Source organism: Streptomyces sp. NPDC043726 (assembly GCF_056436565.1).
On sequence record NZ_JBWKCI010000002.1, the window covers coordinates 338,189 to 357,288 of the forward strand.

21 protein-coding genes and 1 pseudogene are annotated in these 19,100 nt (G+C 70.0%); 13 read left to right on the forward strand and 9 right to left on the reverse strand.

Annotation, left to right across the window (positions count from 1 at the left end; all coding sequences use genetic code 11):
* Window positions 1-111 precede the first annotated feature (111 nt).
* Together AC068Z_RS06240 and AC068Z_RS06245 are read left to right on the forward strand one after the other, a co-directional pair.
* Window positions 112-831: a class I SAM-dependent methyltransferase gene (locus AC068Z_RS06240; RefSeq protein ID WP_478552817.1), complete on the forward strand. Its 720-nt coding sequence runs from the start codon at window positions 112-114 to the stop codon at window positions 829-831.
* On the forward strand, window positions 828-2,384 hold the full coding sequence (locus AC068Z_RS06245; RefSeq protein ID WP_478552819.1) for an FAD-dependent oxidoreductase: 1,557 nt from the start codon (window positions 828-830) through the stop codon (window positions 2,382-2,384). The genes AC068Z_RS06240 and AC068Z_RS06245 overlap by 4 nt, the downstream gene beginning before the upstream one ends.
* A gap of 3 nt (window positions 2,385-2,387) precedes the next feature.
* On the opposite strand, the gene AC068Z_RS06250 is transcribed toward AC068Z_RS06245, so the two are convergent.
* A complete protein-coding gene (locus AC068Z_RS06250; protein WP_478552821.1) occupies window positions 2,388-2,753 on the reverse strand; it encodes a DUF6233 domain-containing protein in 366 nt (121 codons plus the stop codon).
* A gap of 128 nt (window positions 2,754-2,881) precedes the next feature.
* On the opposite strand from AC068Z_RS06250, the gene AC068Z_RS06255 reads away from it, so the two are divergent.
* Together AC068Z_RS06255 and AC068Z_RS06260 are read left to right on the forward strand one after the other, a co-directional pair.
* Window positions 2,882-3,922, forward strand: coding sequence for a DNA polymerase Y family protein (locus AC068Z_RS06255; protein WP_478553733.1), 1,041 nt, complete (start codon window positions 2,882-2,884; stop codon window positions 3,920-3,922).
* Window positions 3,923-4,001: 79 nt separating this feature from the next.
* Entirely contained in the window at window positions 4,002-4,802 is an 801-nt protein-coding gene (locus tag AC068Z_RS06260; protein WP_478552823.1) for a sporulation protein, read from the forward strand.
* Window positions 4,803-4,886: 84 nt separating this feature from the next.
* Here the strand turns inward: AC068Z_RS06260 and AC068Z_RS06265 are convergent.
* A pseudogene (locus tag AC068Z_RS06265) lies at window positions 4,887-5,317 on the reverse strand (GNAT family N-acetyltransferase).
* A gap of 158 nt (window positions 5,318-5,475) precedes the next feature.
* Here AC068Z_RS06265 and AC068Z_RS06270 point away from each other — a divergent pair.
* Window positions 5,476-6,468 carry an immunity 49 family protein gene (locus tag AC068Z_RS06270; protein WP_478552825.1) on the forward strand — a complete coding sequence of 331 codons (993 nt, stop codon included), beginning with the start codon at window positions 5,476-5,478 and terminating at the stop codon, window positions 6,466-6,468.
* Window positions 6,469-6,698: 230 nt separating this feature from the next.
* Here the strand turns inward: AC068Z_RS06270 and AC068Z_RS06275 are convergent, their stop codons facing one another.
* Window positions 6,699-7,262: a dihydrofolate reductase family protein gene (locus AC068Z_RS06275; RefSeq protein ID WP_478552827.1), complete on the reverse strand. Its 564-nt coding sequence runs from the start codon at window positions 7,260-7,262 to the stop codon at window positions 6,699-6,701.
* 126 nt (window positions 7,263-7,388) lie between these two features.
* Between AC068Z_RS06275 and AC068Z_RS06280 the strand changes: the two genes are divergently transcribed.
* Window positions 7,389-7,763: a VOC family protein gene (locus tag AC068Z_RS06280; RefSeq protein ID WP_478552829.1), complete on the forward strand. Its 375-nt coding sequence runs from the start codon at window positions 7,389-7,391 to the stop codon at window positions 7,761-7,763.
* A gap of 1 nt (window position 7,764) precedes the next feature.
* On the opposite strand, the gene AC068Z_RS06285 is transcribed toward AC068Z_RS06280, so the two are convergent.
* From AC068Z_RS06285 to AC068Z_RS06295, 3 genes are read right to left on the reverse strand one after another with little or no spacing between them, the layout of a single operon-like run.
* The gene (locus AC068Z_RS06285; RefSeq protein WP_478552831.1) at window positions 7,765-8,301 is read right to left on the reverse strand and encodes a hypothetical protein; all 537 of its coding nucleotides are present in this window, start codon (window positions 8,299-8,301) and stop codon (window positions 7,765-7,767) included.
* 51 nt (window positions 8,302-8,352) lie between these two features.
* Window positions 8,353-8,916: an SMI1/KNR4 family protein gene (locus AC068Z_RS06290; RefSeq protein ID WP_478552833.1), complete on the reverse strand. Its 564-nt coding sequence runs from the start codon at window positions 8,914-8,916 to the stop codon at window positions 8,353-8,355.
* The gene (locus tag AC068Z_RS06295) at window positions 8,913-9,407 is read right to left on the reverse strand and encodes a hypothetical protein (RefSeq protein WP_478552835.1); all 495 of its coding nucleotides are present in this window, start codon (window positions 9,405-9,407) and stop codon (window positions 8,913-8,915) included. The genes AC068Z_RS06290 and AC068Z_RS06295 overlap by 4 nt, the downstream gene beginning before the upstream one ends.
* A gap of 163 nt (window positions 9,408-9,570) precedes the next feature.
* On the opposite strand from AC068Z_RS06295, the gene AC068Z_RS06300 reads away from it, so the two are divergent.
* Window positions 9,571-9,834: a hypothetical protein gene (locus tag AC068Z_RS06300; RefSeq protein WP_478552836.1), complete on the forward strand. Its 264-nt coding sequence runs from the start codon at window positions 9,571-9,573 to the stop codon at window positions 9,832-9,834.
* A 15-nt stretch (window positions 9,835-9,849) separates the two neighbouring features.
* Here AC068Z_RS06300 and AC068Z_RS06305 read toward each other — a convergent pair whose 3' ends face one another.
* The gene (locus AC068Z_RS06305) at window positions 9,850-10,425 is read right to left on the reverse strand and encodes a hypothetical protein (RefSeq protein WP_478552837.1); all 576 of its coding nucleotides are present in this window, start codon (window positions 10,423-10,425) and stop codon (window positions 9,850-9,852) included.
* 407 nt (window positions 10,426-10,832) lie between these two features.
* Between AC068Z_RS06305 and AC068Z_RS06310 the strand changes: the two genes are divergently transcribed.
* Window positions 10,833-13,808 carry a carbohydrate binding domain-containing protein gene (locus AC068Z_RS06310; RefSeq protein WP_478552839.1) on the forward strand — a complete coding sequence of 992 codons (2,976 nt, stop codon included), beginning with the start codon at window positions 10,833-10,835 and terminating at the stop codon, window positions 13,806-13,808.
* A gap of 65 nt (window positions 13,809-13,873) precedes the next feature.
* Here AC068Z_RS06310 and AC068Z_RS06315 read toward each other — a convergent pair whose 3' ends face one another.
* Window positions 13,874-14,512, reverse strand: coding sequence for a DUF1707 SHOCT-like domain-containing protein (locus AC068Z_RS06315; protein WP_478552841.1), 639 nt, complete (start codon window positions 14,510-14,512; stop codon window positions 13,874-13,876).
* 111 nt (window positions 14,513-14,623) lie between these two features.
* On the reverse strand, window positions 14,624-15,544 hold the full coding sequence (locus AC068Z_RS06320) for a LysR substrate-binding domain-containing protein (RefSeq protein WP_478553735.1): 921 nt from the start codon (window positions 15,542-15,544) through the stop codon (window positions 14,624-14,626).
* A 118-nt stretch (window positions 15,545-15,662) separates the two neighbouring features.
* Here AC068Z_RS06320 and AC068Z_RS06325 point away from each other — a divergent pair, with 118 nt between their 5' ends.
* The 5 genes from AC068Z_RS06325 to AC068Z_RS06345 all read left to right on the forward strand — a co-directional run bounded on the left by AC068Z_RS06325 (window position 15,663) and on the right by AC068Z_RS06345 (window position 19,091).
* A complete protein-coding gene (locus tag AC068Z_RS06325) occupies window positions 15,663-16,772 on the forward strand; it encodes a diaminopropionate ammonia-lyase (RefSeq protein WP_478552842.1) in 1,110 nt (369 codons plus the stop codon).
* Window positions 16,773-16,799: 27 nt separating this feature from the next.
* Window positions 16,800-17,414: a LysE family translocator gene (locus AC068Z_RS06330; RefSeq protein WP_478552844.1), complete on the forward strand. Its 615-nt coding sequence runs from the start codon at window positions 16,800-16,802 to the stop codon at window positions 17,412-17,414.
* Window positions 17,415-17,463: 49 nt separating this feature from the next.
* On the forward strand, window positions 17,464-18,033 hold the full coding sequence (locus AC068Z_RS06335; RefSeq protein WP_478553737.1) for an AAA family ATPase: 570 nt from the start codon (window positions 17,464-17,466) through the stop codon (window positions 18,031-18,033).
* Between the two features lie 62 nt (window positions 18,034-18,095).
* On the forward strand, window positions 18,096-18,578 hold the full coding sequence (locus AC068Z_RS06340; RefSeq protein ID WP_478552846.1) for a GNAT family N-acetyltransferase: 483 nt from the start codon (window positions 18,096-18,098) through the stop codon (window positions 18,576-18,578).
* A gap of 57 nt (window positions 18,579-18,635) precedes the next feature.
* The gene (locus AC068Z_RS06345; protein WP_478552848.1) at window positions 18,636-19,091 is read left to right on the forward strand and encodes a GNAT family N-acetyltransferase; all 456 of its coding nucleotides are present in this window, start codon (window positions 18,636-18,638) and stop codon (window positions 19,089-19,091) included.
* Window positions 19,092-19,100: the final 9 nt, after the last annotated feature.

Genomic DNA, 19,100 nt, shown 5'->3' on the forward strand with positions numbered 1-19,100 from the left:
CGCCCCCTGTTCACCCGCTCCCGGACCGGCGCCGTCATGGCGCCCTCGGCGGCACGAGCGCCGCCGTGCCCCCGGCTGACCCGCCCTTTCCCCTCAGCTCACGGAGCCTTGATGACCCTGCTGCGCGACGAGCGTCTCGCCGCCGCCTTCGACCATGCCTCCCGCAGCTACGACGCGCTCGTGGCCGTCAACCCCGGCTACCACGCGCATCTGCGGCGCTCGGTGCGCCGCCTCGGACTGCCCGGCCACGGGGAAGGGCTGCGCCTGCTGGATCTGGGGTGCGGAACGGGCGCCTCCACGGCCGCCCTCCGCTCGCTCCTGCCCGCCGCCGACATCACGGCCGTCGACGCCTCCGCCGGCATGCTGGCCCGGGCCGCCGCCAAGCCCTGGGCGGACGGCGTCAGGCTGGTCCACGCACCCGCCGAGCATCTGGCCGACGCCGGGGTGAGCGGGCCGTTCGACGCGGTCTTCGCCGCCTACCTCTTCCGCAACGTCGCGGACCCCGACGCCGTCCTCGCCACCGCCCTCGACATGCTGCGGCCGGGCGGCCGGCTGGGCGTCCACGAGTACACCCTCAGCGGCCGGTCCGCCGACCGGGCGGTGTGGACCCTGGTGTGCCGCGGCATCGTCCAGCCCGCGGCGACCGTTCTGGGCGACGGGGCGCTGTACCGGCATCTGTGGCGCAGTGTCGTCGACTTCGACACCGCCGACCGGTTCGCCGCCCGCATCCGCGCGGCAGGCTTCGACCGGGTCCGCGCCCTGCCGCTGCCGGGCTGGCAGACGGGCATCACCCATACCTTCGTGGCCCGGCGCGGGGAGCCCCGCCGATGACCGGCTCCCCGAGGCGCGGGCCCGCCGCCCGCCACGGCCGGGACCGCCGCGCCCGCGTCCTGCACCCGCGCCCAGGAGCCCCGAAGGCCGACGGCCGGCCCGCCGTCGCCGTGGTCGGCGGCGGCATCGCGGGCCTGGCCGCGGCCACCGCACTGGCCGAACGCGGTGTGGCCGTGACCGTGTACGAACGGGAGCCCTACCTTGGCGGGCGGGTGGGCGGCTGGAGCATCCGGCTGAGCGACGGCAGTACGACCGCCATGAGCCGGGGCTTCCACGCCTTCTTCCGCCAGTACTACAACCTCCGCGGACTGCTGCGCCGTACCGACCCCGCCCTGGCCCGCCTGACCGGCCTGCCCGACTACCCCCTGCTGCACGGCAGCGGGCTGCACGACAGCTTCCGGCACGTGCCGCGCACCCCGCCGTGGAGCGCTTTGGGGTTCGTCGCCCGCAGCCGCTCCTTCCGGCTGCGCGACCTGCCCGCCATGGACCCGGTGGCCGCCCTGCCCCTGCTCGACGTGCGTGTCCCGGACATCTACACCCGCCTCGACGACACCAGCGCGCACGACTTCCTGGACGCCGTCGGCTTCCCCGAGCGCGCCCGCCATCTGGCGTTCGAGGTGTTCTCCCGGAGCTTCTTCGCAGACCCCAGGCAGCTGTCGGCGGCCGAGATGGCGCTGATGTTCCACATCTACTTCCTCGGCTCGGCCGAGGGCCTGCTGTTCGACGTCCCCCGGGCTTCGTTCCCCACGGCCCTGTGGGATCCGTTGACCCGTTACCTGCTGCGGCACGGCGCCGAGCTGCGCACGGCCACGACGGTGGAGCACATCACGCCCGCCCGGATCGGCGGCTTCGAGGTCGCCGCCGGCGGGGCCGAGCGGCGGTACGACGCGGTGGTCCTCGCGCTCGACACCGCCGGTCTGCGCTCGGTGGTCGCGGGCTCGGAACGCCTGGGCGACGCGCCCTGGCGCGAGCGAGTCGCCCGCCTGCGCACCGCTCCTCCCTTCCTGGTCAGCCGGCTCTGGCTGGACCGGCCCGTCGCCTGTACCCGGCCGGGCTTTCTGGGCACCAGCGGCTTCGGCACGCTCGACAACATCAGCGTGCTGGACCGCTGGGAGGACGAGGCCGCCCGCTGGGCCGCCCGCACCGGAGGATCCGTGGTGGAGCTCCACGCCTACGCCCTGCCGCCCGACGCCTCCCGGGACGTCGAACAGAAGCGGCTCGTGGAGCAGTTGCACCGCGTCTACCCGGAGACCCGCACGGCCGATGTCGTCGACTCCCGCCACGAATGGCGGGCCGACTGCCCGCTCTTCCCGGTGGGCGGATACGCCGACCGCCCCACCGTCCGCACCCCACACCCCGGCCTCGTCGTCGCCGGTGACCTGGTGCGCACCGACCTGCCGGTGGCGCTGATGGAACGCGCGGCGACGACCGGCCTGCTGGCCGCCAACGCCCTGCTGGAGGGCTGGGGGGTGCGAGGGCAGACCCTGTGGACGGTGCCCGAGCACGGCCGTACCGCGCTGCTGCGCCGCCTGGCCGACCGGGTGAGCGGCTGAGCATCAGCCCCCGGCCCGAGGCCGGGTCGATAAGTCGAGGATGTGCAGCTGGGTGTCCGGCTGGCAGTGGACGCAGGCGCGCAGCCCGGCGGCGATCAGCCGACGCGCCTCGTCGCGGCTGACGGGGCGGCGCCGGGGCCCGGCCATGTGGCAGTCACCGGCGTGGACCTCGACCGGCGGCCGTCCGTCCCCGATGCCGAGTTCGACGATCCACTCCGGCGGCTGCGGGCGGCTGCGCCGGCCGTGTTCCTGTTCGGCCTGCCGCTTCTGGAGCGCCGCGATCTTGTGATCGATGCGCTTGAGCCACATGGCGTGCCAGACCCGCAGCGTGTGCAGGCGGTCCAGGTCGGGCGGCAGGTCATCGAACACATTTTTGATTCTATGCTCATGATCCACCACTCGCGCCCTCGCGTGTTCGATTTTCTGTTCGATAACGTGGAGAGCGGGAGGTGGATGCCGTGACCACGGACGCACCGGCACACGAGGTGTCGACGGTGATGCATGTGCGCTGCCCGGACCGCCTGCCGGAGGAGACCTACCGGCAGGTCCTGGAGCAGCTGGCGGAACTGTCCCCGGTCGTACAGGCCGTGCCGCCCACCGCGGCACTGGTGGAGCTCAAGGGCGCCCTGCGGTACTACGGCGCGGACACCCGCCGACTGGGCGAGATGCTGCGGGTGCGCACGATCTCCCGGCTCGGCGTCGACGTACGCGTCGGCATCGGCCCGTCGATCACCGTCGCCGCCACCGCCTCCGCCCAGGTCCCGCAACCCGGGGGAGTCCTGGCCATCGCCCCCGACGAGGTCGGCGGGTGGCTGGGACCACTCCCCGTCGACGCCCTGCACGGCATCGGCCCGCGCCAGGCCGAGATCCTGCGTGATTACGGCATCCACTGCGTCGGACTGCTCGCAGCTGTCCCGCCCGCCACGGTGCAGCGCCTGCTGGGCGGCCGCGCCGGGCGAACGGCCGCAGACCGCGCCCGCGGCATCGACCCACGCCCCGTCGTCCCCCGCGCCCTGCCCGCCTCCGCGACCGTCACCCACCGCTTCCCCCGCCACACGCTCGACGGCCCCGAAGCCCGCGCCGCCCTGCTCCACCTGGTCGGCCGACTCGGCCCGCTGCTGCGCCGGCGCGGCCAGGCCGCTCGCGCGCTGACCCTGCGGCTGACCTTCGCCGGCGGCGCCACCTGGGAGAAGAGCCGTCGCCTGGCCGAGCCGTCCGCACACGACGACGACCTGCGCCTGATCGCCTACCGGCTGCTGGACGGCGCCGGCCTGCAACGCGGACGCCTGACCGCACTGACCCTGCAGGGCGAAGACCTCATCGACGCAGACCGGGTCGCCCGGCAGATCACCCTCGACGACGCCCGCGAAAACCGCCTCGCCGCCGAAGCGGCCATGGACCGCGTCCGGGACAAGTTCGGCCCCCACGTCATCGGTCTGGCTGAGCGCTCCAGTTGGCCTCTCCGGCCGAGTAGGCGCTTAGCTGGCACCGGACATGACAGCTCGTCACCCACGAGGTGTTCGACCGTCTCCCCGTAAGCCGTGGTCAGCCAACGCGGGGCTCCGCCAGCGGCGAAAAGATCTTTTGGGCGCAGGCCAGGGCGGTTAGCCTGCGCGCATGGTCTTCAGGCGTCTGTGGGGCGACAAGGGCGAGATACCGCTCGAAGTCGACACCGTCATCCAGTCCGATCCCGTCGAACCGGGAGGGATGCTCACCGGTGAGGTGGTGCTGCGCGCTCCCGATCGTGATGTGGAGGTGCAGTCGATCCACTTGGAGGCGCTCGTCGATCCGTTGGGCGTCCACAAGGGCGACGGCGGCGAGGACAAGGGCCACTCGTTCACCTCTACCGCCGCCAGCGGCTGGTTCACCCTGAAGAAAGGCGAGGAGAGGCGGTCGCCCTTCCGCGAGCGGCTCAGGTGGGGGACGCCGCTGTCCGAGGTGAACGGGCAGCAATTCCACGGGGTTTCCCTGACCCTGCACACCAAGGTCGAGGCAGGGGGCATCAGCGCCCAGACGGACGCCGATCCCGTGCGCGTCGCCGCGCTGCCTCTGCACACCGCCGTCTTCGACGCCTTCACCGCCGCGGGCTACGTCTGCACGACCTCCCAGATCGTCGACTCGACGATCCCGGACACCGAGTACTACCTCTATCTGCGGCAGAGCTTTCTGCTCACCCGGGGGGTCGGCTACGAGGGACCGCGGGAGCTGGAGCTGACCTTCCACAACAACGCCGTCGGCTGCGAGATCTACCTCCGTCGGGCGGCGCTGCACAAGAAACTCTGGGACGACAAACCGCCGGCCCTGCGCTATGTCGCCGCTCACCACGACGTCGGCCGGGTGGACTTCGTGGAGGAAGTGCAGCGCTGGATCGGTGAGGTCGCCGCCCTGGACCAGGGCCACGCAGGCACCGAGGACTGAGCGCCCAGGGGAGCGAGGGCGCTGCTGGGTTCGCGCATGAACGCCCCCCGTGCGGGAGCCCCAGACGTGGGTTCCGTTACGAACTCAGTCGGACGGCGTGAGCGGGGACCGCATGCCGAGCCACTGCTCGGCGTCCCAGGCCTGGAACCGCTCCACCTCGGTGAACCCCAGCTTCGCAGCTGGGTGGTGAGCACCACCGGCTCCGCCGGGAAGGGCACCGTCGAACCAGTCCAGTGCGGCCACGCACGCCTCGGCCGCGTACCCGAATCCCCACGCCCGCGGCAGGAACAGGTAGCCGAGGTCGGCCTTCCCTGCGGCAGCCGGGCGGCAGTGCCCGGTTGCCCTTCTGAGCAGGATCTGGCCGATCATCACCCCGTCGAGCTCGACGACGACACTCCCAGCGAGGCGAGCAGCTCGATGAACGTCGCACGGTCCCGCGCCAACGGCGCACGGAGCACGAGGCGCTTGGTCTTTATCGGCGCGGGCGGCCAGGCCACAAGTCCCAGATCTTCCACCCGTGCACGCTAACAGGCCGTCAAATCAACTGGCGCGGAGGCGTTTTGCTCCCCTTCACGAGTGACCTGGCCCAGGCCATTTCTCTCGGCTCCAGTGCTGTCAGTGCCCGTTGATAACGTGATCGTTCAGCCGTGGAGTTCATGAAGGGACGGGGCACGTGCGGGAAGTGGCATGCCATCAGGTCAGCGCACAGCGGTTGGCCGAGGCGCTCGACGACATCGACGGGCGGGCCTACACGCGTTGGCACTCGCTGCGGTACGGCAGCATCTCGCCGACGCTCATCCGGGCCATGGCGGACGAACTGCTCGACCATGTCGCCGCGCGAACGGTGACGGAGCCTGGCCTCGACGCCGCGGCCGGCACGGTCGCCGTCACCGCCGCGGAGTGTGTGCACGGAGTGCTGAGCATCATGTGCTTCCCGGAGGGAGACCAGGAACTCCGGTTCCCCCTCGTCGGGGAGCGGATCAGCACGGACCCGGACGACGACGAGTTCGGGGACGGGCCCATCACCTTCCGGGACGTCGTCAGGGAGGCGCCCACCGCGCGGACCTGGCTCGACGTGTTCGAGATGTGTGTCGTCAGCGGGCATGTGTGGGATTGGGAGCGGGTCACCGGGCTGCTGCTGCGCGGCGACTACGCGCCCGCCATCCGTGACGGCGTGCCCTACAACCGGTACACCTCCGTCTCCGACCCCGCCGACCTCGCCGCCATGGACGCCTTGTGCCCGTATCTCACGGAGGCGGCAGGGCATCTGCCCCGCGACTGGCCGACGGTTCCGCTGCGCAAGCCCGACGCCGGGGAGCGCGCGGAGGCCGCACGGCGGCTCGACGAGGTCGGCGACGCGCTGAGCGCGGACCAGCGGCTGCTCCGCGTACTCCTCGACGACGACCAGCCCGCCTTCGAGGACGCCCTCGTCGCCCGGCTGATCGCGTACCGGGAGAGCGTCGAGGCCGAAGCCGGTGATCCCGCGCCCCGCTCCCTCCTCCCGCTCGGCACCCTCGCCCTGGCCTGCCTCGCCGTCCAGGTCCATGGGTGGGAACTCGGCGTCCGGTCCGGGTATCTGCCGTACGGACTGCTGGGATCGCCGGACGCGATGCGCCGGGCGGCGGAGGGGAACCGGAACAACTTGGGCTACTGGGCCGCCAAGTAGGCCATCCGGGGGCGAGACAAGGCTGCAACGGGCGTGATCTCGCGGGAGTACCGCGCCGACAGGAGCGCGCGGCCGAAGACGCCCGCGCTCAGCGCACGGATGCCGACGCGCCAGGTGTTCGAGACGTCGGGCGACCGCCATCTGCCGGATCTCCACGCCCCGCGCCCCCGCTTGCCCCGCCGGCGCCGAGCCTCAGCCCGCGCCGTTCGCGATGATCCGAAAGACGTGGCCTACCGCTTCACCCGATGGCGGAGGTAGACGACTTGCGAGTTGAAGGTGCGGGTCTCGACGAGTTCGAGGTCCACGCGGCGCTCCTCACGGGGGAAGTACGGGGTGCCACCGCCGACCAGCACCGGGTAGACGAGGGTCCGGTACTCGTCGATCAGCCCCAGCGATCCCGCCTCGGCGGCGAGCGTCGCGCCGCCGATCGCGATGTCGCCCGCACCCGGCTCGGCGCGCAACCGCTCGATCTCCTCCGCCAGGCTGCCGGAGGCCAGGCGGGCACTGCCCTGCACCTCCGACAGCGTCGTGGAGAACACCACCTTGGGCAGCGGCTTCCAGAGCGCGGCCCACTCGAGCTCGGCGTCGTCGAGCGACTGCTCCTGTTCGGCGGTCTCCCAGTAGAGCATCGTCTCGTACAGCCGCCGCCCCAGAAGGTGGACGCCGACCTCCTGGATCTCGTCGATCCAGAAGCGAAAGGCATCCGGGGCGGGCACCGTCCAGTCGATGCCACCGTCCGGCCCGGTGATGTAGCCGTCCAGTGAGACGCTCATCGAATAGGTCACGCTACGCATCAGAACTCCTCATCGCCGACGCCACAGACAGTACGACCGCCGGACCCCGCGGAACTCATCGCGACGCGCCCTGATGCTTCGGCAACTCGGTGGCGTCCGGGGTGGAAGTCGGGAAGGCTGGCGCGCATGGTTTCGGTATTGCAGAACGTGGCGATCGACTGTGCGGATGCCTATGAGCTGGCCCTGTTCTGGAGCAGGGTGACCGGCCGCCCACTTGACCCGGATGCCAAACCGGGTGATCGCGAGACGCAGGTGCTGCTGGCGGAGGGCCCGGTGCTGTACTTCAACGAGGTGCCCGAGCCGAAGAAGGTCAAGAACCGGGTCCATCTGTGTCTGCGCCCGGAGACCTCGCGGGACCAAGAGGTGGAGCGGCTGCTGGAGATCGGTGCCACCTTCGTCGGCGATCACCGCAACCCCGACGGCACGGGCTGGGCCGTCCTCGCCGACCCCGAAGGCAACGAATTCTGCGTCCTCCGCAGCGAATCCGACCGAGCCGCTTGAATCATCGATCAGGATGTCGCTCAGAGAAGCTCCGGATCGCTCGCCGAGTCCCCCTCCGGTAGAGCGGGGCCAGGAGAGAAAGCTCTCGCCGAGCGACCCGAATGCACAGCTCCCACTCCAACAAGTTGTCGAAATCGAATTCCCCGGTCAGGTGAGCGTCGGAGTCATGGGCGATCGGCGGGCTTTCCCAGGCCTGCCGTACTTGCTGCCGAAGTGCTCGATGACTCCTCTTCAGGAGGATTGAGTACGCCTCGCCGGTCAGGGGCGAATGGATCCTGAGCCAGGCCCGAAAGAATTCGATTCTGGTGTAGGCGTCGCTCAGCTGCCCTCCGATCAGCGAACGTGTCTCGCCGTCGGAAGATGCCCTTCGCCGTATTCGATACGGCATCTCCTCGAATTCTTTGAGCGCCTCCAGTGCCTGAGCGTAGTACTGCGTTTCGGTACTCTTTCGCTGCGCGGCCTGGGTCAGTAAATAGCCCGAGAGCGCAACGATCGCGGTTGTGGCGCCAACGATCAGTGTGACCGCATTCGTCGACATTCGCCGGATCTACCCAAGGCGGGGAGGCTCGACACGCGAACCGCCAGCACATCAAGTCCGGTCGTCCGAACCGGGCTTGAAGGTCGGGTCCGGTGCGTACCGCGCGATCCCGAACGGCAGGAAATCGGCGTCGGCGAGGATGCGGTAGAGGAACTCCGCGGTGGACATGTCGTACCGGTGCCATGCCCCGCCGTCCTCGGCCGTCGCGAGGACGGGGCAGCCGCCGGGCCGCTCCGCGTCGATCAGCCAGAAGTAACCGTCAGCCCACTCCGTGGAGCCCCAGGGGATCAGCCCCTTCCCGCCCGGCGGGTAGATCGCGTGCGGGTGGACCGCGGAGACGCTTCCGAGCGCGCTGTCCTGATCGGTCGCCAGCCAGGACCGCCACTGTGCCAGGAAGTCGAACGAGGGGCTTTCGTCGCACCCCTCGAACCACCCCTCGAAGTAGACGGAATCACTGAACGTGCCGCCGCCGAACGCCTCGCAGAGCTCCTTGTAGTCCTTCGGCAGCCGCACCCGAAGCTCCGCCTCGATCGCCGCCCAGTCGACGGAGATCCCGAGCGGTTCCCACCCGGTCAGTTCGATCACTCGCTCGACCCAGATACGACCCTCGCTCATGACATCTCGAGTTCGGGAAGGGAGAAAAAGCCTGCGATGGCTTTCACCGTCCGTTCCTCGCTGTCATCCCCGTTGAGATCCGCTTGCGGCCCGATCAGCTGCGCCGCCGCGAGATCGGTCAGCAGCAGGTCAGGATTCTCACCCACCCGGTCACGCAGATTCTCGAAACTGAACCCGGTGATCAGGCTCCCGTCGCGGTAGTAGTCGAACCAGGGACGGTGGGCCTTCGCCCAGCAGGGCTCGGTCACGAAGACGGCGAGTTCGCCGCCGTCCGAGCACAGCCGCCGGTAGTCGGCGTGTTCGTGGTCGTCGCTGTCCCAGCTGAGCATCTCGTGCATCATCAGCCCCCAGTCGGCCCCCTTGCCGTACGCGAGCGGCATGCGCCGCTGGCCGAGGAGCCCCTGTGTGAGGGAGTCCAGCGACAAGCCGCGGAAGAAGACGACGTTGGTCTCCTCGTGGTGCGGAAGCGGGCCGTGTATCCAATGCTTCATACCGGGCACCGTAGAGGAACCCACTGACACCGCCGCTCAGCCGGGCGGATGCCCATCTTGTCCGACAAGAACATGGCCCCGATCGAGGTAAGTGCGCTCACTCGATGCGGCTGCATCCGGGGGTACCCGCGTACCACCGGCGCACCGGCGGCGTTGCAGCGTCATGGACCGCACTACCACCACGACCGGGTGCCTCCTGCAACACGGGAGGCACGAGCTGCCGTGGCCCGACCCCACGGACGCGTACGGGACGAACCCGCCGATCTATGCCGCTCTGGTGGCGGAGTGGTGGGCGCAGGGGCGCATGGTGCCGGGCGGGCACGACGCTCAATGGGCCGCCCTGGCCGGTGGTTTCGCCACCGGGAGGCTCGACCGGTGGGGCTTCGGCAGGGACCCGGTCGGCCGCGAACGTGTGGGCGTGCCGTAGACCCGGGCAGGGCGCTCAGGCCGGCGGTCGGCCCCTGTCCGCGGCGCCTCGTGCCCGCAGCACCCGTCTGTGGACCTCCGCCTCAGCCGCTTGAACTCCTGGGCGGCGGCCGGGCCGGGACGGGTCGAGCAGGGCGGCAAGTATGGCTGCGGCCTGCTGAAAGGCCACTTCCACGGCGTCGGGGGAACAGAGGGTGCCGCTGCCGTCGGGCGGCACGAGCCAGCGCAGGGGGCCGTTGGACCGCTGAGGTGCCGGGACGGCGATCCACGTGCCCTTGCCGGCGTAGCGGATCCCGTCGCCGACCCAGCGGCTGCGGGGATCCGGCGGCAGGAAGAAGCCCACGCGGTGGGCGGCGAAGTCGGCGAGGACGGGGCCGACACCGGGACCGACGCCAGGGCCGGGATGCTCGGAGCGCAGCAGCACGTCCAGCGCGAACAGGCCGAGTTCCTCCGGCACGCTCAGCACGTCCCAGAACCGCCCGGCCCCCAGCACGGCCGTACCCCTGTCCGTCTGCCAGTCCCGTTTGCAGGCCCGGGGATCGATCGCGGCGGCGGCGAGCCATTCGACTGCCTGCTGGGTGTGATTCCTCATCGCGTTCCTGCCGGGAGGGTGGCGGCCGGACGGTTTCCCTACGACAGCGCACAGGGTTGAGCGAATTACCGCGGGTACGGCCGGAATTCGTGTCGCCCATGCTGGTGCATATTTCTACGTGGCGGAAGGGGTGGCGCAACGTGGCGCTTTGCGTCGACGGCAAGCTTGCGGTGCTCCTTGCAACACAGAGGCCGCACATTCCTGCCCGAAGGGTGCGTAACTCCCATACCTGTAAGCGCTGTTGAAGGGGTGGCCCTCCGCCGCTGCGTTGTGGGGACCTGTCTGACCTCTGGTTCTGTCAGATCTCTTTACGTCACCGTCAGGTGCCGGTAGCTTCCCGCAGCTGTAAGGGCTTTCTGCAAGTTTCAATTTGTGCTTCCAGTGTGGTGACTCCCGTGGAGAGATGCATGAAACGCACCCGCATACGCCTGCTCAGACGCCCGTTGGCCGCCGCGCTGGCCGCGGGCGGGGTCCTGGGGCTGGTGTCCGTGCCATCGGGCGACCCTTCGCCCGCGACCGCTCCCGCGGCCGTCGTCGACAACACGGCGACGGTCTTCTACTACACGAAGACGAAGAACTGGACGCAGTACAACCTGCATTACGCGCCCGACGGCGGCGCCTGGACCACGGTCCCGGGCGTGGCGATGGAAACCGCCTGCACGGACTGGGTGAAGAAGACCATCACCCTCGGATCCGCGGAAGGACTGCAGGCCACCTTCAACAACGGCTCGGGCACCTGGGACAACAACGCGGGCCAGAACTACGACCTCGGCACCGGCACGATCACCGTGAAGGACGGCGTGGTGGCCCACTCCGATCCCTGCGCGGGCGGCGGCGATCCGGACGGCAACACGGCCACGGTCTACTACTCCACCGAGGCCCTCGGCTGGACCACTGCCAACATCCACTACCAGCCCGCCGGCGGAGCCTGGACCACCGTGCCCGGAGCCGGTATGCAGGCCGCCTGCAACGGCTGGTGGCAGAAGGACATCGACCTCGGCACGGCCACCTCGATGAAGGCCGCGTTCAACAACGGCAACGGCGTCTGGGACAACAACAGGGGCGCCGACTACGCACTTCCGGTCGGCGTCACCACCGTCAGGAACAACACCGTCACCCAGAACTCCGGCGACCCCTGCGCCGGCGAGGCCCCCGACACCGAGGCGCCCACTGTCCCGGCCGACGTGACCGCCCGGGCCGACGGCGTGTCCGTCGTGCTGACGTGGGAGCCGTCCAGCGACAACAAGGCCGTCACCAAGTACCAGGTGACCCGTACCGGCGGCACCCGGGGCACTGTCGTGACCGACATCGCCTCGACCGTCTTCTCCGACGCGAGCCTGGAGGAGAAGACCACGTACACCTACACCGTCCGGGCCGTCGACGCGGCCGGCAACGTCTCCGCGGCCTCCGCCCCCGCCGCGGCGACGACCGGGGAGAAGCCCGCCGCCCCCGCACCCGGCAAGCCCCTGGGCACCGACCCGCGCAAGGACCCCGTCTACTTCGTCCTGACCGCACGCTTCAGCGACGGCGACAGCTCCAACAACCGCGGCGGAAGCCAGCACCAGAAGTCCGGCAACGCGGCCAACGACGACCCCATGTTCCGGGGCGACTTCAAGGGCCTGGTGAACAAGCTCGACTACATCAAGGGCCTCGGCTTCTCCGCGGTGTGGATCACCCCGGTCGTCCTCAACCGCTCCGACTACGACTATCACGGCTACCACGGCTGGGACTTCTACAAGGTCGATCCCCGCCTGGAGTCGGCCGGCGCCTCCTACCAGGACCTGATCGACGCCGCGCACGCCAAGGGCATGAAGATCTACCAGGACGTCGTCTACAACCACTCCTCCCGCTGGGGCGCCAAGGGCCTGTTCGTCCCCACCGTCTACGGCGTCCGGGACTCCCAGTGGAGCTGGTACTACGACGAGAAGCAGCCGGGCTTCGAGTACGACGGCCTGACCGTCGACGCGAAGAGCGGCAAGTCGTACTACAACGGCGACCTGTGGTCCACCGCCGAGCCGACCGGCAACACCTGCGTCGACTGGGGCAAGCCCACGCAGTACACCTCCCCGGAGGGGTACCGCATCTACAACTGCCAGTGGCCGAGCCCGACTTCCGGCATGTTCCCCAAGGCGCTCTACCACAACTGCTGGATCGGGAACTGGGAAGGCGAGGACTCGCGCTCCTGCTGGCTGCACGAGGACCTCGCCGACTTCAACACCGAGAACGCCCAGGTGCAGAACTACCTGATCGGCGCCTACAACAAGTACATCGACATGGGCGTCGACGGCTTCCGCGTCGACACGGCCGTGCACATCCCGCGCACCACCTGGAACCGTCGCTTCCTGCCCGCCATCCAGGAACGCGTCGCCCAGCAGCACGGGGCCGAGGCCGCACGGAACTTCTTCGTCTTCGGCGAAGTCGCGGCCTTCGTCAACGACAAGTGGAACCGCGGCTCGGTCAACCACTCCGCCCAGTTCTTCACGTGGAAGGAGCGCAAGGAGTACAGCGCCGACGACGCCACGGCGGCGCTGGAGATGTACGACTACGAGCAGCAGCTCGGGCCGGCCGGCCAGCCCACCTCCACCAACGCCTTCCTGAACGGCAACGCCTACCACACCCCGGACCACAGCAAGTTCTCCGGCATGAACGTCATCGACATGCGCATGCACATGAACTTCGGTGACGCCACGAATGCCTTCCACAACGGCAAGGACTCGGACGACAGCTACAACGACGCGACCTACAACGTCGTCTACGTCGACAGCCACGACTACGGCCCCAACAAGAGCGGCGAGCGCTACACCGGAGGCACCGACGCCTGGGCTGAGAACATGTCCCTGATGTGGACCTTCCGCGGCATCCCCACCCTCTACTACGGATCGGAGATCGAGTTCCAGAAGGGCAAGAAGATCGACTGCGGCCCCACCTGCCCGCTCGCCACGACCGGCCGCGCCTACTACGGCGACCACGTCACCGGCGACGTGCAGGCCTCCGACTTCTCCAAGGTCACCTCCGCCACCGGCGCCGTCGCCACCACGCTGCAGCAGCCTCTGGTCAAGCACGTGCAGCGGCTCAACGAGATTCGCCGGGCGGTCCCCGCCCTGCAGATGGGCCAGTACTCCACCGACGGCATCACCGGCGAGATGGCCTTCAAGCGGCGCTACACCAACGGCAGCACCGACAGCTTCGCCCTCATCACCGTCACCCACGGCGCCACCTACACCGGCATTCCCAACGGCACCTACACCGACGCCGTCACCGGCGACACGAGGGTCGTCACCGACGGCCGGCTCACGGTCGCCGCACCCGGCAAGGGCAATCTCCGAGTATACGTCCTGAACGGAACCGGCAGGATCGGATCCGCCGGGCCCTACCTCAAATAGTCCTACGGCACGGGGCCGGCAGCGAACACCGCCGGCCCCCGCGCCGCACCCTCACGGTCACCTTCTCAGCCGTTCCTGAACAGCCGGCGACCGAACGACCGGCGCGGGGGCCGTACCACCACGCGGCCGTGGGCCTTCTGGCCGACCAATTCCACGCGCAGGGTGACCGGGGTACCCGAATGCGCCGGATCCTGACGGTACTTGACCTTGCTGTGCACCATCTTCAAGCCGTCCGTGTCGACCACGATGCCCGGCCGCGTGACCAGCGTCAGGGTCTTGCCCGCCATATCCACGTCGATCCGCAGGGTGTCCTGCGTGATCACGGCATCCGTGAAATCGAGCGTGACATCGCACCAGTACACCGCGAGTTCGATCTTCCGCGGCACCACCCAGCGCCCCGTGCGCTCGACCTTGCCACTGTGCACCTGCTCGATCCGGATGACGTCCTTGACCTCGGCGCCGGCCACCGCGCCCGATTCCGACACGGGTGGCAAGTCGGCAGTGAGCACGGCCAGTTCCCCGAGAGTCCGGGCCGCGAGCGCGGTCTCCAGGCGCTCGTCCAACTCGTCCGCGGTCAACAGACCGTCCCCCGCCGCGATCCGCAGCACGTCCACCACCCGGTCCCGGTCCGCGTGGGACGCCCGAATCCCGGGCGACGAGTCGGGGCCGGAGCCATTACCGAGGGGCGAGATCTCTCCCGACATGCTTCCGTCCTGGTCCTGTCGCACGTCTCCGTGCGACGCGGGCAGCGGCGCGAGAAGAAGACTAGCGCTATATCGCGACAATGATCACGGCCGGGCGCTGAGCGCAGGCACTCACACCTGACCGGCGCGGAGCGCGACCGCCCGCAGGAGGGCGGCCTGGCACGCCTGGACGGCAGGGTGCCGGCCGCGGCCACGGCGTACGACGGTGAAGATACGGCGGGTGTGCCGCCCTCGGGGGAGTGGGCGCAGGGCGACGGTCGTGGGCCCTGCGCCGAAGACGAGATCGGGGAGGAAAGCCGCGGCATGGCGCTGCTCGACGAGGCGCAGGTGGAGCAGGAGGTCGGTGGTCTCGAACCGTACGTCGGGTTCGAAGCCGGCGTCGCGGCACAGCGTCGTGGCCCAGTGACGGGCCGCTGTTCCCTCGGGTTCCATCACCCACGGGTGATCCGCCAGCGCGCGCAGCGCTGCCATCGGGCCGTCCGTGTCCGATCCGGCGGCCGGCTCGGGCAGGGCGAGGTGGAGGGGGTCGTCGAGCAGGTCCCGCTGTTCGAGTTCGGCCGGGCGCGGATTGGGGTTGCCGGGGTATTCCTCGGCGAGGACGAGGTCGAAGTCGCGGGCTTGCAGGGCGGGAAGGGCCTTTTCCGGTTCCATCTGCGTCACGTGGACGCGCAGGTGCGGGTGGAGGTCGCGCAGCAGGCCGAGCGCGGTCGGGACGAGGGCAAGGGCGGCCGTCTGGAACGAGGCGATACGGAGGGTGCCGGTCAGGTCGGTGAGGGAGGCGGCGATGTCCGCCTCCGCGCGCTCCAGCCGTTCCAGGACCGCCTCGGTGTGGGCGACGAGGATCTCGGCCTGCTCGGTCAGCCGTACCCGCCGTCCCACCGGCAGCAGCAACGGCACGCCGACCTCGGCCTCCAGCTGGGAGAGCTGCTGGGAGACGGAGGAAGGGGCGTAGGACAGGGCGGCGGCGACGGCTGCCAGGGTGCCGCGGTGCTTGAGTTCACGCAACAGGCGCAGTCGGTGCAGATCGAACACGGGAAGCCCGCTCTCCCCGCCCTCGCGGACTCGGCAGCTCATTGGTCGGAATTTCCGACGAGTATAGATCGGAAAGATCCGCTGGACCGATCATACGACCACGGCGGACCCTGTTCCTGTGTCCGACAACGCCCTGCTCCCATGGTTCGCCCGACCCGATGCCGGTACCTGGCGGTGTGAACCCGCCCCCGCCGAGGTACGGGACTTCCACGCCTCGCTGCCCGACTACACGCCCACCCCCCTGACGGAACTCCCTCGGCTAGCGGATGCACTGGGCGTCGGCCGGGTCTTCGTCAAGGACGAGTCGTTCCGTCTGGGACTGCCCGCGTTCAAGGCGCTGGGCGCCTCCTGGGCGGTGCACCGAACCCTTGCCGAGCGGGCCGCGAACGGCTCGGACGATGTTCCGCTGACCCTGGTCACCGCCACCGACGGCAACCACGGCCGCGCGGTGGCCCGCATGGCACGTCACTTCGGCCAGCACGCCCATGTCTTCGTCCCGCAGGGCGTGCACCCGAAGGCCGTGGCGGCCATCGCCGCCGAACAGGCCCAGGTGACCGAGGTCCCAGGACCGTACGACGAGGCGGTGCGCCTGGCGGCCCGGGCGGCCGCCGCGCCGCATTCGGTCCTGGTCCAGGACACCGCCTGGCCTGGCTACGAGCGGATCCCGGGATGGATCGTCGAGGGCTACTCCACCCTGTGCAGCGAGATCGACGAGCAGTTGGCGGCCGCCGAGATCCTCGACGGTCCCGATCTCGTCGCCGTTCCCGTGGGCGTGGGCTCGCTGGCACAGGCGGTGGCCACCCACTACCGCAGCCGCCGCTCCGGGCACGCCCCGGCGCTGCTGGCGGTGGAGCCGGAGGCCGCGGCCTGCGTCCTGGAAAGCCTCACCCGCGGCGCACCCGTCAGCGTCACCACGAGCAGCACCACCATGGCCGGCCTGAACTGCGGCACACCCTCAAGCATCGCCTGGCCCTACCTGTACGGCGGGTTGGACGCGGCGGTCGCCATCGCCGACACCGACAGCGCCCGCGCGGCCAGGGACCTCGCTGCCGCCGGCGTCTCCTCGGGCCCCTGCGGCGCCGCCTCGCTCGCCGGACTGCGCGCGGCCCTCACCGGCACGGGCGCCGCGGAACGCCGTAGCGCATTGAGCCTCGGCCCGACTTCGGTGGTCGTACTGCTGAGCACGGAGGGCACCGCCGCCAACCCGCACGCCACGCCCGATCACTGAGAACGCGACACCGGAAAGACCCCTGGCATGCTGACCCACCTCCTGGCCGCGCTCGGCGTCCTCGGCCTGCTGACCATCGTGCCCGGCCCGGACATGGCCGTGGTCACCCGGCGAGCCCTGGCGGCCGGCCCCGCGGACGCGCTGCGAACCGTCGGCGGCATCGCGACCGGACTGCTGCTCTGGGGCGTGCTGACCGTGGCCGGACTCTCGGCCGTCCTCGCCGCCTCACCCACGGCCTACCTGGCCGTCAAGCTCCTCGGCGCCGCCTACCTGGTGTTCCTCGGCTCGCAGGCACTGTGGCAGCACCGCCGCTCGGCACCCGCCGACCCGGCGGACCCCGGCCCTGCCCCCGTCGGCAGTCCATGGCGGACGGGCCTGGTCAGCAACGTCCTCAACCCGAAGATCGCCGTCTTCTACACCGGCCTCCTGCCCACCCTGGCCCCACCCCAGCTGCCGGCCGCCTGGGCCATGACACTCCTCGTACTCCTGCACACCGCCCTCACCCTCACCTGGCTGGGCGGCTGCACACTCCTGCTCGCCAAAGCCCGGCACGTCCTCGAAAGGCCACACATCCACCGCGCCCTCGGGAGGACCACAGGCGTCGCACTGATCGGCTTCGGCCTGCTGGCCGCCACCACGTAGGGCTGATCCGCACACTGCTCGGCGCCGGGAAGCTAGCGTTCTCAGGGTGGTGGTGGGAAGTGCAGAGACCCGGCTGATCGTGCTGCGCGGGAACTCGGCGTCGGGCAAATCCTCGGTGGCAGCCGGAATCCGGGAGAGATTCGGCCGGGGCGTCGCGCTGGTCGGGCAGGACAACCTGCGCCGGGTGGTGCTCCGCGAGCGCGACCGGCCGGGCGCCGTGAACATCGGGCTCATCGATCTGACGGCCCGCTATGCGCTGAACGCCGGCTATCACGTGGTCGTGGAGGGAATCCTTTACGCCGACCACTACGGCGAGATGCTCGAGGACCTGGTTCGCGCGCACCAAGGTGTCACCCGCTGCTACTACTTGGACGTTCCTTTCCCGGAAACCCTGGCGCGCCACGCGACCAAACCCGATCTGGAGTACCTCGCGCAGGTCACGGAGCGGGATCTGCGTGCCTGGTACCGCGCGAGCGACCTGCTGCCCGCCGGCATCGAGACCGTCATCGGAGCCGACAGCACCCTCGCGAACACCGTCGAACGCATCATGCGTGAGACCGGCCTGGCCGAACTGCCCCCGCTGGAAGCGGCCCACGCCCGCCCGGATCGCCTGGCATGATCGGTGAAGTGTCGTACGGCGCACGCGTCCACGTACGATCGTCTGTCGCCCCGGAGGCCTGGATGCACGTCATGTTGCGTGAAGTGAGAGATGCCGATCTCCCGGTCTACTACGCTCAGATGAACGATCCCGAGAGCATCCGGATGGCAGCGTTCACCGCCGAAGACCCGTCGGACCACGCGCACTTCGAGGCCCACTGGGCACGGAACCGGCAGAATCCGGCGGCCATCATGCGCACGGTCGTCGATGGTGACAGCGGGGGAGAGGTCGTAGGGCACATCGCCGTGTTCGGCCCGCCCGAGGAGCGTGAGGTCACGTACTGGATCGGGCGCGAGTACTGGGGCCAGGGTGTGGCCACCGCGGCGCTGCGGGAGATGCTCGACGTCGTACCGGAGCGACCGCTGCACGCCCGCGCGGTGGCGGACAACGCCGGCTCCCTCCAGGTCCTGAAGAAGTGCGGATTCGTGGTCACCGGCAGCGACAGGGGTTTCGCGAACGGTCGGGGCGAGGAAGTCGACGAGCTGCTCCTCATGTTGCACGGCTGACCCCGCCCGCCCGAACAGCACTGCGGAAGTGGAGGCTCAAGTGAGGAGTGTCCATTGGTGAGTTCGGCCGTACACCTGGCGAAGGTGACGCCGGAGAACGTCGATGCGGTGTGCCGCGTACGGCTGCGTCCCGGCCAGGAGCGCTTCGTCGACCCGGTGGTCACCTCCCTCGCCGAGGCGTACGCGTACGGGGAGGTCGCCTGGCCCCGGGTGATCTGTGACGGCGAACAGGTGGTCGGCTTCGTCATGGCCGGCTTCGACCCGGCGCACGAGGTGGAGCCGTATCGGAGCTATCTGTGGCGGCTGAACATCGCCGCGGAGCGGCAGGGCCAGGGGTACGGCACTTTCGCGGTGGCGGCGGTGTGCGCCGAGGCGCGACGGCGCGGCGAGCGGAGGCTGTGGGTGTCCTGGCAGCCGGGCGAGGGCGGCCCGGAACCCTTCTACGTACGCCTCGGTTTCCGTGTCACCGGCGAAGTGGTGGACGGCGAGATCGTCGCCGAGCGGGAGCTATAGCCGGCCAGT